Below are 14789 nucleotides of genomic sequence, written 5' to 3' on the forward strand. Positions count from 1 at the left end.
ACCGACAACTGATTTTTTATTTTAGAATGGCTTCAAAATTGGGTTTAAAGTAATTTGGTCCTTTTAACACTTTTCCGTCTTCTCTATAAATTGGTTTTCCGTTTTCACCTAATTTGCTCATGTTGCTGCGTTGGATTTCATCAAAAACCTCTTCGATTTTGTGTTGCAAACCGTGTTCAATGATGGTTCCACATAAAATGTATAACATATCACCTAATGCATCGGCCACTTCAACGATATCATTATTCATGGCAGCTTCTAAATATTCTTCGTTTTCTTCTTTCATTAAGTTAAAACGAAGTAAATTTTTATTTTCACCTAAATTAACAGTTGGCTCTTCTTTAAAACCTAATCCGAATGCCGTATGAAAATCTTTGACGGCTGAAATTTGTTTTTGCATACTTTTCTATTTGTTTTGATAAAAATAACTTTTTTTAGAATGTGGTTTGAATGAGCTTTTCAAAAACAATTAACTATTTTTGTTGAAAAAATTAAAGTTATGTTTTCAACCGGTCAGCTGATCTTTGCAGGTTTTTTTGTGGTATGTTTTATTGCGGTGATGATTTATGTATATCGAAAAGATTTATCGCTCCATAAATTGCATTACAAAGGAAGTTTTAAAGTGCTTTTGGGGTTTATATTTTTTATATTTTTATTGTTTCTCATCAAGTTGTATTTAAAAAAATAAGCAAAACTTAAAAATCCCTATTTGTAGGGATTTTTTTTTGTAAATTACTTTCGACTTTTGAAGTGTCTAACTTTAAAACAAAAAAATTATGGAAGATTTACGCTACACAGCTATTGGGTATTACAATGAGAAAAATAATAAAATAACTCTTGAGTTAGGAATACCAGCTGAAATAGTACCTAAAAGTGAATTAAGTTTTTACAACTTATCTGTAAAACTTTCCATAAATCATTTTTTAAATGTTTTAATGATAAATTTAAAAAGACCAAACACAGAAATTCAAGAAATCAATAATTATGAATATAAACTTGAGATAGATTTAAAAAACGACACTATTATTTCAGAGTATAATGAACCTGTTTTAGACCTATCTCAGCCTGAGATATTGGTTTTACTAGTGCATGACGATGATATTTCTAGTGATAGTATTCGTGAAATTAAAGATAATGTTTTTAAATATTACGGTATAGCAAAATTTAAAAGTTTTTATATCTCAAATGCTTACCAAAAAAAAGGATCTCCAATATTAGGAAGACCGAGAACCATAGGAATGAGTATTATTAAGAAATAATGATATTTTTAAAAATTAATAGAATAATCCCACACGTTATTTTTTTCATAACGAGTGGGTTTGTCTTTTCACAAACTCCTGATTATAAAAAGGTTGAAAAAAAATCAGCTGAGGGAAGAAATTACTCTGTAATTAAATATTTAACACCTTTTCAATCGATAAATAATGAAGAGGAATTAGCAAAAGTTTACAAATACATTGCTATTGCCCACAGTAAAAACAATCAAGAAGACAAATCTTTTGAATATTTAACAAAATCAAGATTAAAATACCTTGAAGCCGGAAAAAAAGAAGAGGCGATGGATGTGAATCTTGAAATTGCGTACTTGTTTAGTACACAAAAGCATAATTTTGAAAAAGCAAAGAAAATAATTGAAGACTATATTACATATGCCAAAGAAATTCAAAAAAATAAATTAATTTCAAAAGGATATTGTAGTTGGGCATCAACTTTAATTGAGGAAAATCCTGAAGAAAGTAAAAAATATTTTAAAAAGGCCATTTATTACAACAATAAAGATTTTGACGAAGAAACATTTACCACAATTAATAATAATTTGGGAGTATTATATAGTGAGAAACTAAATAAACCAGATTCAGCATTATACTATTACAATAAAAATTTAGAAATATCAATTCAAAAAAATGATTTGGATGAAATTTGTACTAATTACATAAACATAGCCGGAGCCTATTATTATAAAGGGGAATACCCGAAGGCTATACAATTATTAAATAAAGCTAACGAAATTGAAATAACCGAATATAAAGACAACACAAAATCTCTTATTCATAAATTTTTATCCTACAATTTTGAAGCATTAAAGGAATATGAAAAGGCTTATAACCATCTTTTTGAACATACTTCATTACAAAATAAAATTAACGCAGAATTACAAGACATAAAAGTATCAGAGCTACAAATTTACTATGAAACCAAGGAAAAAGACCTTGAAAACAAAGCTTTAAAAAATAAAAATAGTTTATTAGAAAGTAAACGAAAAATCAATCTTTTAGTACTTTTTGTACTGGTGGGTGTATTGATTTCGATTATTGTGATTTCGTTATTAACCGTTAAAAATGCAAAAAAGAAACAACTAATTGCCGAACAAGAAAAGCTTCTTGAGAAACAAAAATTAGCCACTACTTTAAAGGAATATGAACTTCAAAATATTGATTTAATGTTGGAAAGTCAAGAAAATGAACGGATTAAATTAGCCAATGAACTGCATGATAATTTAGGAAGTATGTTAGCCACCTTGAAATTAAATTTCCAAAATTTAAAACGCCAAAAGGAAGGATTGATTGAAGAAGAAAACAAACTCTACGAAAAAACAGATGAATTAATTGAAGAAGCCTATCAAAAAGTGCGTGACATGGCACATTTAAAAAACTCAGGAATTATTGGAAATGAAGGTTTAGTTCCGGCTGTTAAAAAAATGGCAGACAAAATGAGTGTTTTAAATCTTTTAGAAATGAATGTCATTCCTTTTGGTTTAAAAGACCGATTAGATAATAAATTAGAAGTAAGTCTATTTAGAATGATACAGGAATTGTGTACCAACATCATTAAACACGCCAAAGCAAGTGAAGTAAATATCTATTTAACGCAACATAACGGAACCGATATTAATTTAATCATTGAAGATAATGGTATTGGTTTTGATCCAAAAAAGATAAAATCAAGCGATGGCATGGGGTTAAAAAACATTGAAAAGAAAGTAGAACAAATGGGCGGAACTTTTTCGATTGATTCCATCAAGGATAAAGGTACTACCATTATAATCGATATTCCATTATGATACGAATTGTAATTGCAGAGGATCATCAAGCGTTAATAGATGGTATCAAACTTATGATTGAATACGAGCCTGATATCGAAGTGGTTGGCGAAGCCAATGATGGCGAAGAATTGATAGAAATAGTTCGAAAAAAACGTCCTGATATCGTTTTAACAGATATTCGAATGCCAAAATGTGACGGAATTTGTGCTACCAAATCAATTATGCAATTATATCCAAATACAAAAGTAATTGGCTTTAGCATGTTTGAACAAACGGAAGCCATTAATCAAATGCAAATTGCAGGTGCAAAAGGTTATATACTTAAAAACTCTTCACTAAAAAAAGTACTAGAAGCCATTAGAACTGTTGCGAAAGGTGGAGTTTATTTTGATGATGCCATCACAACTCACGATTCAATTACAAAAGAAGAAATTTTACTCAGTAAAAGAGAAAAAGAAATTTTACAGCTCATAGGAGAAGGCAAAACATCACAAGAAATTGCAGATACTTTATTTATTGGTAAAACTACGGTTGACACACACAGAAAAAACATCATCAAAAAAATGAACATTCACGGAAAAACGGATTTAATTCGCTTTGCTGTGGAGAGAAAATATGATTTTTAAACCATTCTAAAAAGCGAAAGTCCCTTCTATTGGGACTTTCAACTAAATTTCCAAAAACTACTAACACGGTTTGTTAATAATTAACTAATTAACTTCAGCAAAGTTAGTTTATATAATATTACTAAAACATCCCTATAAGTAGGTATTTTTCATTTGTTTTTTTAGTATTATTTAAAAACCTCTTCATTTTTCCCATCAAAACTGGCAAAAACCATACTTGGATGAGAATCTTGGTGATAAATATTTCCATTATAATCAATTGCAATTGCTCCGGCAAATCCATCAAAAAGTTTGAGTTCGTTAAAGGTTTTTTCAAAAGCGGCTTCAAGCGAAAATCCATCAGTTACTCGGGTTACAATCTTGGTTGCTACTGCCCCACTCACAATGTCTTCACCTACTCCGGTTAAACTCACGCCACAAAACGCATTGGCATAATTTCCGGCAACAGTAGCTGAATCCGAAATGCGTCCAGGAATTTCAAACCCTTTTCCCCCTGTGGAAGTTGCCACAGCAATTTTTCCGTCTGAATCTAATGCCACACAACCTACCGTTCCGGTACCGATTGATTTTAATTTCGCTTCATATTCTGCTTTTCGTTGAGGAATTTCGGTTGAGAAAACTTCAAAACCATGTTTTCTGGCAAAATTTGTGGCTCCACTTCCTCCCAAAATTCGATCATCAACATTCATCAAAACTTCTGCAACTTGAATGGGGTTTTTTACATCTTCAATATTAATCACTCCACTCATTTTCATGGAAGTTCCATCCATTAATGCCGCACTCATTCTTATTTTTCCGTCGCTTTGAATTTGTGAACCTATTCCGGCATTAAATAATGCATCATCCTCTAATAAAGAAACAGCAAAAACAACAGTTTCTAACGCTGTGTGTGATTTAAGGTACTCATATGAATCCTTAACAATTCGCAACAATGCCTCTTGTTTAGCAATTTTGGTTTCAAGATTTGTTGATGATTCCGAGAAAAATCCACCGTGAATAATTATTTTAGACATAATTGAAAATTAAAAAGAACACAGATTTAAGAAATTATAAAAATTATAAAAATTTCTCAAATCTGTATTCCAAAACTATTTACAAATTTAATATTAAATATATTGCGAAGAATGAATATGCATTTTAAATGTACTCAAATCAAAAGTATCCCCCATGCTCATCACATGTGTAACCAAATGATTAATAGAAACCGGCTGACCCAATTCAACTTGTGTTAAATTGGTGTCTTTAATCTCTTTCCCATCCACCAAAATGACCAATCCGGAACCGATGGCTTCCATTTTGGTATTGTTTGTAATCAAAAGTCCGGTATCTTCACCTAAACCAATTCCCAATACTTTTGGATTGCCAACGACCGCTTGAAATAACCGTCCGATTCTACCGCGTTGCACAAAATGCGTATCAATAACCACATCATCAATCAATCCCAGTCCGGAAGTGATTTTTACTTCGCCTTTTAATAAAGCCTCACTACTACTCCCTTGGTAAATCATGTTATTTGACGCAGCAGCTGCTCCTGCGGAAGTACCTGCATAAATGAAATGATCATTCTTGTATTTTTCCAATAAAATATCATGAAACATTGTTCCACCTAAAATGGAAGAAAGACGAAGTTGATCGCCACCGGTAAACATTACTACATCAGCTGCTTTCAATCGTTCGATAACGTCTACCTCAGAAGCTTGCTCACGACGTTCAATATGTAAAACGTCAACATTTGAAGCATTCAAATATTGAAAGGCTTTCACATATTCTGGGCCAACTTCTCTCGGGATTTTTGAAGCGGTTGTAATGACTTCAATTCTTGATTTATCTTTAAATTTTGATTCGTCAATGATGCGTTTTAAAATTCCGGTTTCAAAGAAATTCATGTTTTTTGAAACGTCTTGATCAAAACTTGCTTCTGTAAAACTGCCTTTATCAACAGCTCCACCTATAATTATTAATTTTCCTCTACCATTCATGCCACAAAAATAACAAAATCTAAAAACTAACTCGTGGTTTTTTTAGAAATTGAAACAATTGAACTACATTTTAAAAATGAAAATCATATCATCATCTTGTTGAAAATCAAATCAAAAATTCAATTTTCACTATATTTCAAATAAATTTTAGCAAAAGCAACAAAAAAAGTATTTTAGTAAAACAATTATTTCTTATTTTTAACAAAATCATTACACAAAAACGAAACTAACCTTTCTATTAATTTAAGTTTATGAAAATATTAAAAATACAAGCTCTTCGCGGACCAAATATTTGGAGTGTTCAACGAAAAAAATTAATTCAAATGCGATTGGATTTGGAAGAAATGGAACAATTTCCAACCAATAAAATTGATGGTTTTAAAGAACGAATTGAAGCCATGTTTCCAACCATGATTGAGCATCGCTGTTCAGAAGGAGTGCGTGGTGGATTTTTTATGCGAATAGAACGAGGTACTTGGATGGGACATGTCATTGAACACATTGCCCTAGAAATTCAAACCCTTGCCGGCATGGAAACCGGATTCGGACGAACCCGAGAAACCAAAACACCGGGAGTTTACAACGTAGTGTTTAGTTATACTGAAGAAAATGTAGGGATGTTTGCGGCTGAAAGTTCAGTTAAAATTGCGGAAGCACTGATAGCCGGAACCGATTATGATTTAGAAGCGGATATTCAAAAAATGCGGGAAATAAGGGAACGTGTACGTTTAGGGCCTTCTACGGGTAGTATCGTTGAAGAAGCCGTTGCTCGAGATATTCCTTGGATTAGACTCGGAACCAACTCGTTAGTACAATTGGGGTACGGGGTTAATCAAATGCGTTTTCAAGCGACAATTACATGCAAGACCAGTAACATTGCTGTGGATATTGCTTGCAATAAAGAAGAAACCAAACGCATGTTGGACATGGCTTCTATTCCGGTTGCCAATGGTTCAATTTGCGTGGACGAAGAAGATTTAGAACTCACTATCAAAAAAATTGGTTACCCTATTGTGATAAAACCATTAGATGGCAATCATGGAAAAGGAGCCTCTATAAATGTTGTAACTTGGGAAGATGCATTAGAAGGTTTAACTCATGCTCAACGATACAGTCGCCGTGTAATTGTTGAAAAATTCATCACCGGTTTTGATTTTAGAGTGTTGGTGATTGATAATAAACTAGTCGCTGCCGCTAAAAGAGTTCCTGCACATATTATTGGTGACGGAAAACATACGATTCAAGAATTAATCGACATCACCAACCAAGATCCTAGAAGAGGTTACGGACATGAAAATGTACTTACCGAAATTACAGTTGACAGAGACACAACGGATTTATTAGAAAAATTAGGCTATACATTAGAAACAATTCCAAATAATGGAGAAACCGTTTACTTAAAATCAACAGCAAATTTAAGTACGGGAGGAACTTCAGTGGATGTTACCGATATGATGCATCCTGAAAATATCTTTTTGGCAGAACGAATTTCACGTGTTATTGGTTTAGATGTATGTGGAATCGATATCATGGCAGAAAATTTAACCCAACCTTTAAAAGAAAATGGCGGTGTAATTTTGGAAGTAAACGCCGCTCCTGGGTTTAGAATGCACTTAGCTCCTTCGGAAGGATTACCCAGAAATGTGGCTGCTCCGGTTATTGATATGCTGTATCCTCCCGGAAAACCCAGTAGAATTCCGATTATTGCGGTAACGGGAACAAACGGAAAAACGACCACTACCCGACTATTGGCTCATATTGTTAAAAATAATGGTTATAAAGTTGGTTTTACAACTTCGGATGGAATTTATATCCAAAACCACATGTTGGAAAAAGGAGATACAACCGGACCAATCAGTGCGGAATATATTTTAAAAGACCCCACTGTTGAATTTGCTGTTTTAGAAACTGCCAGAGGTGGAATTTTAAGATCCGGATTAGGTTTTAGTCGCTGTGATATTGCAATCATTACCAATATTAGAGAAGATCATTTGGGATTAAGTGATATTGATACATTGGATGATTTAGCCCGTGTAAAAAGTGTTGTGGTTAGAAGTGTGAAAAAAGATGGTTGGGCCATATTAAATGCCGAAGACGAACAGTGTTTAAAAATTGCCAATGATTTGAATTGTAATATTGCTTATTTTTCGATGGATGAAGAGCATCCTTTTGTAAAAAAATTAAGCAAAGAGGGAAAAATTGTTGCTGTTTATGAAAATGGATACATTACCATCAAAAAAGGCGATTGGAAAATTAGAGTCGAAAAAGCACTCCATATTCCGTTGACTTTGGGTGGTAAAGCGAAATTTATGATTCAAAATGTGTTGGCTGCTACGTTAGCCGGTTATTTATATGGATTTAAAACAGAGGACATTAGCCTTTCATTGCAAACGTTTATACCGAGTGTGGCCCAAACGCCGGGAAGAATGAATATTTTTGAATTTAAACGATTCAAAGTAATGATTGATTTTGCACATAATCCTGCCGGTTACTTAGCTATAGAAGATTTATTGAGTAATATGGAGGCTACCCGAAAAATTGGAATTATAGCCGGTGTGGGTGACCGTAGAGACGAAGACATCCGGGATTGTGCTGAAATAGCCGCAAGAATGTTTGACCATATCATCATTCGTCAGGAAAAACACTTACGTGGAAGAACAGAGCAGGAAATCATCGATTTAATTTTAGAAGGAATCCAAAAATCGAATCGTCCGGTGACGTACGAAATTATTCCCAAAGAAATTGAAGCTATCAAACACGCCATTAATATTGCTGATGACGGAACGTTTATCACCGCTTTAAGTGATGTGGTTACCAATGCTATTGGAATTGTTCAGGAATATTTAGATAAGGAGAATGAGGAGAATTTGAGTTAGTTTGATATAAATATTTGACAAAGATCAATTCAAAAAAAATCCAAAATTAATTAAACCTTAATTTTGGATTTTTTATTCATTTAAAATCATTACGTTTTCTGTTTTTTCTTCTTCGCCGCCGGAAATAAAACATTATTTAAGATTAATCGGTAACCGGGTGAATTAGGATGTAAATCCAAAACCGTTGGAGCATCGCCAACCAGATGTTGGTAATCCTCCGGATCGTGACCACCAAAAAAGGTAAACATTCCTTTTCCTTTGGTTCCGTGAATGTAACGAGCTTCCCCGTTGTACTGATTTTGTCCCATTACCAAAACATGCGATTTTACTAATTCGCTATCAAAAGAGGTAGTTTGTCCCATAAAACCTTTCACTAACATGGTGTGATTTTGGCAAAGCATCGTGGGAATTGGATCCCATTTGGCAGAATATTCCATTAAAGTAAAATAATCTTTTTCCATCGGCATTCTTCTTTTAGTCGTCATATCAATATCCGAAAATTCATAAACGGTTGGCGTTCTTTCTAAAATAAAATCTTTAAATGCAAATGTTTTGGAAAAATCAATTTTGGATTGATAATTGGGCTCGCTTTCGTCGCCATCAAACATCGGTTCGCAAATATCAACGCCTTCGGCTGATAGTGCAATATCAAAACTATCAGTTGCGGAACACATGGCAAACATAAATCCGCCACCAATGACGAAGTCACGAATTTTTTTGGCTACAGCCAATTTAGATTCTGAAACTTTTGAATAACCTAATTTTGTGGCTAACGCTTCGGCTTCTTTTTTCTGCTCAATATACCAAGGTGCATTTCGATACGCTCCAAAAAACTTTCCATATTGACCGGAAAAATCTTCGTGATGCAAGTGTAACCAATCGTACAAAAGCAATTGATCAGACAAAACTTCTTCATCATACACCGCTTTGAACGGAATTTCAGCATACGTTAAAACCAACGTCACGGCATCATCCCAAGGTTGTTTTCCTTTTGGAGTATAAACTGCAATTTTAGGGGCTTTTTCCAACACCACTGATTCCATATTTTGTGACGGACTGCTGATTTCTTCTAAAATTTGATTGGCTTGACTATCGGATAAAAGTTCAAAAGAAACGCCTCGGATCTGACATTCTTTTCGAATTTCTGGAGCATCCGGTAATAAAAATGAACCGCCACGGTAATTGAGTAACCAACTGGCTTTGTAATCATTTTCTAAAGCCCAATACGTTATTCCGTAAGCTTTTAAGTGATTTTGTTGCGTACTTTCATCCATCGGTAAAAGGATGAAATTAGCTTTAACCGTCAAGGAAATTAAAAATATAAATACGTAAAAAATCGTCTTTTTCAAAGTTTGCAAATTTTTTAGGTGGCAAAAAATGTTCTTAAGTCAAAGATAAACGATTTTGTGTGAAGAAAATGATAAAATTAAAAACCATATAAATCATTTTAGTTTAAAGATTTAACTTATATGACTTATATGGTAAAATTTAAATTTTAAAACGGTACGTCCGAATCATCTTCTTCTACATTCATATTGCTTCCAAATGCTTCGTTAGCGGAAGGAAGATTTTTGGTAATAAAAGTTGTTTCTTCGGCATTCATTCGGGAAGGTAAATCGCCGAAACCGGATGAAAAATCATCTAAATTGTCAAATTTACCAAGACTACCGATGAATTTTAAACGTATATTTTCCAAACTACCATTACGGTGTTTTGCGATGATAAATTCGGCTTGACCTTCGGTTGGCGAACGCTCATCGTCATCCCATTCATCAATTTTATAATATTCCGGACGATAAATGAACGATACGATATCGGCATCTTGCTCAATGGCTCCCGATTCACGAAGATCGGAAAGCAATGGTCTTTTGCTGGAACCACGTGTTTCAACCGCACGAGAAAGCTGCGATAGTGCAATCACGGGAACGCTTAATTCTTTGGCTAATGCTTTTAAATTTCTCGAAATCGTTGAAATTTCCTGTTCACGATTTCCGCCGCCTTTTCCGCCACCGCCGGCTGTCATTAACTGAAGATAATCGACAATGATTAATTTAATTCCATGTTGCGAGGACAAACGTCTGGCTTTCGCTCGCAAATCAAAAATCGAAAGTGAAGGCGTATCATCAATAAAAAGTGGAGCTTTTTCAAGGTTTTTTACTTTCACACTCAATTGTTCCCACTCGTGTTTTTCTAATTTTCCGGTTCTTAATTTTTCGGAAGACAATCCGGTTTCCGAAGAAATTAATCGCGTAATTAACTGAACGGAAGACATCTCCAACGAGAATACTGCCACAGGTTGATTGAAATCGATGGCCATATTTCGAGCCATGGAAAGTACGAATGCCGTTTTTCCCATACCCGGTCGAGCAGCAATAATGATTAAATCACTCGGTTGCCAACCGGAAGTTACTTTATCCAATTTATCAAAACCGGTTGCGACTCCGCTTAATCCTTCTTTATTGGCAATTTCTTCAATTCTTTTTTTGGCTTGGATAACTAAACTTTGGGCTGTTTCGGAGCTTCGTTTGATGTTTCCTTGCGTTACTTCGTATAATTTTGATTCGGCTTTGTCTAATAAATCAAAAACGTCGGTGGTTTCGTCATACGATTCTTCGATAATTTCGGAAGATATTTTGATCAAACTTCGTTGAATAAATTTTTGTAAAATAATTCTGGAGTGAAATTCAATGTGAGCCGATGATGATATCTTTTGTGTCAGTTGAATTAAATAAAAATCGCCTCCAACTAAATCCAATTTGGCATTCTTTTTTAATTGAGCTGAAACGGTTAATAAGTCAATTGGCTGTGTATCAGTAAATAGCTGTACAATTGCTTCAAAAATATACTTGTGTGCATCCTTGTAAAAGGCATCCGGTTGAAGAATATCGATTACTTCGTCAACCCCTTTTTTGTCAATCATCATCGCTCCCAACACGGCTTCTTCTAAGTCAAGAGCTTGTGGAGGAAGCTTTCCTTTTTCTAAGTTAATTATTGTAGTTTTATCTACTTTTATCGGGTTAATATTTCGTAAATTTTCCATTAGGCTAAAATAACTATAATATAAAAAAATGCCTGAAGTAGTTGTTAGTAAATCGATGTTAACAACTAATTTTTATTGTTGATAACGCAAAAAAAATCCGAAGTTTCAGGGCTTCGGATTTTAGTATAATAATGTAAGAATTATTCTTTGAACTCGCCCATTTTACTGTATTTATCCATCCTCTGAGCCACTAACTCAGTTGTTGATAAATCTTTCAGTTCATTATATCCTTTAATAATATATTGCTCAACGGTTTTAAATGTTGTTTCTCTATCGTAATGAGCTCCTCCAAGTGGTTCTGGGATAATTTCATCAATTAACTTCTGTTTTTTCATATCATAAGAAGTTAATTTAAGAGCTTCTGCTGCTTGTTCTTTGTATTCCCAACTTCTCCATAAAATGGAAGAACATGATTCAGGAGAAATAACAGAGTACCACGTGTTTTCTAACATATAAACTTTATCCCCTACTCCAATTCCCAATGCTCCACCGGAAGCACCTTCACCCACAATAACCGTTATAATAGGTGTTTTTAAACGAAGCATTTCAAAAATATTTCTGGCAATGGCTTCTCCTTGTCCGCGTTCTTCAGCTTCTAATCCGGGATAAGCCCCGGGTGTATCGATTAGTGTTAAAACCGGAATTCCAAATTTTTCAGCCATTTTCATCAGGCGAAGAGCTTTTCTATAGCCTTCCGGATTGGCCATTCCAAAATTTCTGTACTGACGTGTTTTTGTATTAAAACCTTTTTGTTGACCAACAATCATAAACGACTGGCCTCCAATTTTTCCTAATCCGCCAATCATGGCTTTGTCATCTTTGAAATTTCTATCGCCAAAAAGCTCAAGAAAAGTACCTCCACACAAAGCCCTCACATGGTCCATTGTATAGGGTCTACTTGGATGGCGAGATAACTGTACACGCTGCCAAGCAGAAAGATTTTTGTATATTTTTTTCTTCGTTTCTTCTAATTTCTTTTCAATTTGTTTGCACGTTGCGGTAACATCCACATTCGATTCTTCACCGATAATTTGGCATTTGTCCAATTGATCTTCCAATTCTTTAATAGGAAGTTCAAAATCTAAATATTCCATAGGTTTCGACTGATTTTAGTTTAGTTTGATTAGCAAAGATAGGATTTTATCTTGTTAAGAAAAGCTATTTTTAATGTTAAGTTATAAAAAAATAACAAAAAATTTGTCATGCCTATTTTTTTAATCTGTATTTAATAATTCCATTCAAAACAACTGTAAAAAGAATTATCAAAGCACCCAAATAAAATTCAGGGCTCATTTTTTCTTTATCTTTAAAGATAATCAAAGCTAAGATAATACCATAAATTGGTTCAAGATTGATGGTTAGCATTACAGTATAAGGACTGATAAACTTCATCACTTTAACCGAAGTAATAAACGCGTAAGCAGTACAAATTGAGCTCAAAATAATCAGATAAACCCAATCTGATGCTTGAAGAACGAAGAATTCTTTTGAAAAACTATTTGTTAACAACAAATAAATTGAAAAACTAAGAACGCCCCCCGAAAGTTCATAAAACGAAATCACCGTTGAATCATACATTTTGGCGTATTTTCCATTCATCACAGAAAAAAGTGCTGATAAAAATGCAGAAATTAACGCCAAAATAATTCCTAAATAATAATCTCCTTCAAAATTAAAGATAATATATAATCCAACTACCACTAATAATCCAAAAAAAACTTCATACCAAATGACTTTTCTTTTGTAAAGAATTGGTTCTAAAAATGAGGCAAAAAATGCTCCGGTTGATAAACACGCTAATGTGACCGAAACATTCGAAACTTTAATTGCTTTAAAAAAGGTTAACCAATGTAATGCTATCACTAATCCTAAAAACAAAAAAATCATGATCGTTTTACGAGGAATTGTAATATCTGCTTTTTTATAAAGCATAAAAAGAACGATAAATCCAACCGCCATAAACATTCTATACCAAACCAAAGGTAAAGCATCCAGCGAAATTAATTCCCCTAAAATGGCAGTAAATCCCCAAATGAAGACAATTAAATGAAGGTGTAAATAACTTTTGAGGTTATCGTTTTGCATTTTTGAGCAAATATATCGCTAATATACCGAAAACTATGTTAGGAAACCATACAGCAACCAGCGGAGGAATACTCGATTTTTCAGCCATTGTTCCGAAAATTTTATCAAAGAATATGTAGATAAATGCAATTACAATACCAATGGCTAAGTTAACCCCCATGCCCCCTCTACGTTTCATGGAAGATACTGAAACAGCAATTATTGTCAAAATAAATGCTGCTACCGGTAAACTGTATTTTCTGTACAAAACAACCAAGTACGTATTAATATTTGCATTTCCTCTTGCTTTTTCTTTATCAATAAATCGAACTAAATCCGGAAGCGTTAATGTTTCTGCAATATAAATTACCGGAGTCAAATCCTCTAAATCAAAACGAAATACAGTATCTTTTTTTTCAGCCTTTTCTAAAATATCACCTAACGGACCAACTTTTCTTTTTTGGTAATTGAACATGGTGTATGTACTATCTTTTTCGTTCCATTTCAAACGATTAGCTGTAATTTTATAATCCAGTTTTTCTCCTTTAAACTTTTCTAAAGTAAAATTAAATGCGGTTTTAGAAACTGAATTAAAATTACTGACATATAAAAATTCATCGTCACTTATTTGACGAAATACATTAGAATTTTGTCTGATTTCTCTATTGTTTTTTAAATAGGTATAGCGAAAATCATTGAATCCTTTGCTTGCTTTGGGCACAAGAAAAAATCCCATTATCAAGGCAAAAATAGAAACGATGGTGGCTCCCATTATATAGGGTCTTAAAAATCGGGTGAATGAAATTCCGGAACTTAAAATAGCAATAATCTCCGTATTATTTGCCAATTTTGATGTGAACCAAATAACTGATAGAAATAAAAAAATGGGAAATAGTAAGTTGGCAAAATAAATTGTAAAGTCTAAATAATAGATAGCAACTGCAGAAAATGGCACTTTACTCTCTAAAATTTTATTGATTTTTTCGGCAACATCAATTACAATTCCAATCGGTATAAATAACAAAAGCATGACTGTGAATGTCACTAGATATCGCTTTAAGATGTATTTATCAATTATTTTCATTTAGAAAATTAGAATTTAGAGTTTAGAATTTAGAAATTTTTGTGAAACAATTCTAAATTCTAATTTCTACCTTTTTT

Annotated in this window: 12 protein-coding genes; 4 read left to right on the forward strand and 8 right to left on the reverse strand. The window is 33.3% G+C overall.

The genetic code is table 11. From position 1 onward, the window contains the following. Positions 1-16 precede the first annotated feature (16 nt). A complete protein-coding gene (locus EQG68_RS10730) occupies positions 17-400 on the reverse strand; it encodes a pyrophosphohydrolase domain-containing protein (protein ID WP_129464886.1) in 384 nt (127 codons plus the stop codon). A gap of 376 nt (positions 401-776) precedes the next feature. Between EQG68_RS10730 and EQG68_RS10740 the strand changes: the two genes are divergently transcribed. Genes EQG68_RS10740 through EQG68_RS10750 form a run of 3 tightly spaced genes read left to right on the forward strand, consistent with a single transcriptional unit; the run spans position 777 to position 3669 of the window. Further along, on the forward strand, positions 777-1259 hold the full coding sequence (locus EQG68_RS10740) for a hypothetical protein (protein ID WP_129464888.1): 483 nt from the start codon (positions 777-779) through the stop codon (positions 1257-1259). Then, the gene (locus tag EQG68_RS10745; RefSeq protein WP_129464889.1) at positions 1259-3061 is read left to right on the forward strand and encodes an ATP-binding protein; all 1803 of its coding nucleotides are present in this window, start codon (positions 1259-1261) and stop codon (positions 3059-3061) included. Before EQG68_RS10740 ends, EQG68_RS10745 begins: the two co-directional genes overlap by 1 nt. After that, positions 3058-3669 carry a response regulator gene (locus EQG68_RS10750; RefSeq protein ID WP_129464890.1) on the forward strand — a complete coding sequence of 204 codons (612 nt, stop codon included), beginning with the start codon at positions 3058-3060 and terminating at the stop codon, positions 3667-3669. Before EQG68_RS10745 ends, EQG68_RS10750 begins: the two co-directional genes overlap by 4 nt. Before the next feature lie 167 nt (positions 3670-3836). Here EQG68_RS10750 and EQG68_RS10755 read toward each other — a convergent pair whose 3' ends face one another. Both EQG68_RS10755 and EQG68_RS10760 read right to left on the reverse strand, forming a co-directional pair. Next, complete coding sequence (locus tag EQG68_RS10755) at positions 3837-4682, reverse strand: isoaspartyl peptidase/L-asparaginase (RefSeq protein ID WP_129464891.1); 846 nt, start codon at positions 4680-4682, stop codon at positions 3837-3839. Between the two features lie 93 nt (positions 4683-4775). Further along, entirely contained in the window at positions 4776-5648 is an 873-nt protein-coding gene (locus EQG68_RS10760) for a cyanophycinase (RefSeq protein ID WP_129464892.1), read from the reverse strand. A 251-nt stretch (positions 5649-5899) separates the two neighbouring features. Here EQG68_RS10760 and cphA point away from each other — a divergent pair, with 251 nt between their 5' ends. Further along, entirely contained in the window at positions 5900-8524 is a 2625-nt protein-coding gene (cphA, locus tag EQG68_RS10765) for a cyanophycin synthetase (RefSeq protein ID WP_129464893.1), read from the forward strand. An 89-nt stretch (positions 8525-8613) separates the two neighbouring features. On the opposite strand, the gene EQG68_RS10770 is transcribed toward cphA, so the two are convergent. The 5 genes from EQG68_RS10770 to EQG68_RS10790 all read right to left on the reverse strand — a co-directional run bounded on the left by EQG68_RS10770 (position 8614) and on the right by EQG68_RS10790 (position 14712). After that, the gene (locus EQG68_RS10770) at positions 8614-9798 is read right to left on the reverse strand and encodes an asparagine synthetase B (RefSeq protein ID WP_321538572.1); all 1185 of its coding nucleotides are present in this window, start codon (positions 9796-9798) and stop codon (positions 8614-8616) included. A 221-nt stretch (positions 9799-10019) separates the two neighbouring features. Next, positions 10020-11564, reverse strand: a complete 1545-nt coding sequence (gene dnaB, locus EQG68_RS10775) for a replicative DNA helicase (RefSeq protein WP_129464895.1) — start codon at positions 11562-11564, stop codon at positions 10020-10022. Between the two features lie 140 nt (positions 11565-11704). Continuing rightward, entirely contained in the window at positions 11705-12658 is a 954-nt protein-coding gene (locus EQG68_RS10780) for an acetyl-CoA carboxylase carboxyltransferase subunit alpha (protein ID WP_129464896.1), read from the reverse strand. A gap of 112 nt (positions 12659-12770) precedes the next feature. Beyond that, a complete protein-coding gene (locus EQG68_RS10785; RefSeq protein ID WP_129464897.1) occupies positions 12771-13649 on the reverse strand; it encodes a DMT family transporter in 879 nt (292 codons plus the stop codon). Beyond that, positions 13636-14712, reverse strand: a complete 1077-nt coding sequence (locus EQG68_RS10790) for an LptF/LptG family permease (protein WP_129464898.1) — start codon at positions 14710-14712, stop codon at positions 13636-13638. Before EQG68_RS10790 ends, EQG68_RS10785 begins: the two co-directional genes overlap by 14 nt. Between the last annotated feature and the right edge of the window lie 77 nt (positions 14713-14789).

Source organism: Flavobacterium piscinae (genome assembly GCF_004122145.1).
GTDB lineage: Bacteria > Bacteroidota > Bacteroidia > Flavobacteriales > Flavobacteriaceae > Flavobacterium > Flavobacterium piscinae.

What these genes read in the sequence shown, in the direction of transcription:
- EQG68_RS10780 (WP_129464896.1), bottom strand. Translation starts at nt 12,658, where the DNA reads ATGGAATATTTAGATTTTGAACTTCCTATTAAAGAATTGGAAGATCAA.
- EQG68_RS10770 (WP_321538572.1), bottom strand. Translation starts at nt 9,798, where the DNA reads ATGGATGAAAGTACGCAACAAAATCACTTAAAAGCTTACGGAATAACG.
- EQG68_RS10750 (WP_129464890.1), top strand. Translation starts at nt 3,058, where the DNA reads ATGATACGAATTGTAATTGCAGAGGATCATCAAGCGTTAATAGATGGT.
- dnaB (WP_129464895.1), bottom strand. Translation starts at nt 11,564, where the DNA reads ATGGAAAATTTACGAAATATTAACCCGATAAAAGTAGATAAAACTACA.
- EQG68_RS10785 (WP_129464897.1), bottom strand. Translation starts at nt 13,649, where the DNA reads ATGCAAAACGATAACCTCAAAAGTTATTTACACCTTCATTTAATTGTC.
- EQG68_RS10760 (WP_129464892.1), bottom strand. Translation starts at nt 5,648, where the DNA reads ATGAATGGTAGAGGAAAATTAATAATTATAGGTGGAGCTGTTGATAAA.
- EQG68_RS10745 (WP_129464889.1), top strand. Translation starts at nt 1,259, where the DNA reads ATGATATTTTTAAAAATTAATAGAATAATCCCACACGTTATTTTTTTC.
- EQG68_RS10730 (WP_129464886.1), bottom strand. Translation starts at nt 400, where the DNA reads ATGCAAAAACAAATTTCAGCCGTCAAAGATTTTCATACGGCATTCGGA.
- cphA (WP_129464893.1), top strand. Translation starts at nt 5,900, where the DNA reads ATGAAAATATTAAAAATACAAGCTCTTCGCGGACCAAATATTTGGAGT.
- EQG68_RS10755 (WP_129464891.1), bottom strand. Translation starts at nt 4,682, where the DNA reads ATGTCTAAAATAATTATTCACGGTGGATTTTTCTCGGAATCATCAACA.
- EQG68_RS10790 (WP_129464898.1), bottom strand. Translation starts at nt 14,712, where the DNA reads ATGAAAATAATTGATAAATACATCTTAAAGCGATATCTAGTGACATTC.
- EQG68_RS10740 (WP_129464888.1), top strand. Translation starts at nt 777, where the DNA reads ATGGAAGATTTACGCTACACAGCTATTGGGTATTACAATGAGAAAAAT.